2 protein-coding genes are annotated in these 1,185 nt (G+C 39.1%); both read right to left on the reverse strand.

What is annotated here, in order from left to right:
- Positions 1–383 (reverse strand): protease modulator HflK (gene hflK, locus IX95_RS25580; RefSeq protein WP_235202670.1); only part of this gene is annotated, 383 nt, incomplete at its 3' end.
- Positions 371–760 (reverse strand): protease modulator HflK N-terminal domain-containing protein, encoded by a 390-nt coding sequence (locus IX95_RS26455; RefSeq protein WP_152562079.1) that lies wholly within the window; start codon positions 758–760, stop codon positions 371–373. The genes IX95_RS26455 and hflK, both read right to left, overlap by 13 nt.
- Positions 761–1,185: the final 425 nt, after the last annotated feature.

The raw sequence follows: 1,185 nt of genomic DNA on the forward strand, positions 1-1,185 counted from the left end.
AAATAAATTCTGCGTTTAGTTACTTCTGGGGCTTTAACATACTCGAACAGTAATGCATTGAAGCGAACCGTATCTCCCTTAGCTTCATTGATGCGTTTTAAGCGATAACCATCAGCTTCTCTGATCCGTTGATCTTTTTCACCTAAAGCTAAAGGGATCACTTTGTTGTAATCTCGGCGAGCTTCGTTTATGAGCTTTTCTTTCTCCTGTTGGGCTTGGTTCACTTCATTAAACGATGCCTGGACAGGTTGAGGAGGGTTGATGTTTTTTAACTGAACTTGGTCAATTCTGATCCCTAAAGCATATTTTGTAGCGAGCTCTTGCATTTTTGAGAGCGCTTCAGACTCAATTTCTTGCCGACCAATTGTGATCACTTCATCCACAGTTCTATCACCCACCACTTCACGCNNNTTATGAACCCAAACTCCTGCTTTAGCTGTCGTTTCACAGGTAAGATTTCAGCCGTATCAATGCCAAGTGGCATCTTGAGATGAAGCCCTGCAGGAACAATATGGACATATTTGCCAAAGCGTTGTATCACGGCAACAGAATCGCTTGGTACCGTGTAAAAACACGTCCAGAATATGATTGTTAAAAAGAAAATAATAAGAGGGATAAAAAAGCTTGAATTCCTTCCGCCTGGAAGCATTTTCTTTAGGTGATTGAGAATAGAATAAAATACCTTACTCAAATTAGGAGGATCTTGTTTTCCTCCTCCCCAGGGGTTACCTGAAGGTTGGTTATGTTGGAGCATGAGCATGCCCTCCGGCTATAGGTGAACAAATTTTCACCTATTCTATCTTTACACATTGGGGGGAGGCATCGAATTAACAAGGGTATCTTTTTTTTAATTTGAGATATTTACTTAAGATTGATAGAGGTTAACTGATCTATTCATCGATGGTGGCGACTCAATACTTCCTAAAATAAAATTTGTTCAATAAAATGTTTAACTAAAACAGTAAGTAAACTTAAAAGTGACCAAAAACGAAGTAGTACTAGAAACGCTCGAGAGGTATAATCTCGATTTCTGCATCTAAAAACACAGTGAAGGGTGCTTACTGTCTATTTGAGTAACCGAGATACGGTCTTCTTTCACATTAATTAATGTATTGTAAAGTCCGATGATTACCTAGTTATTAATACTAGACGTAACTCATTTCGGGGCAGAACCTTGTTAGCCGA

The sequence above is a fragment of the Vibrio sp. B183 genome (assembly GCF_000740665.1).
Lineage (GTDB): Bacteria > Pseudomonadota > Gammaproteobacteria > Enterobacterales > Vibrionaceae > Vibrio > Vibrio coralliilyticus.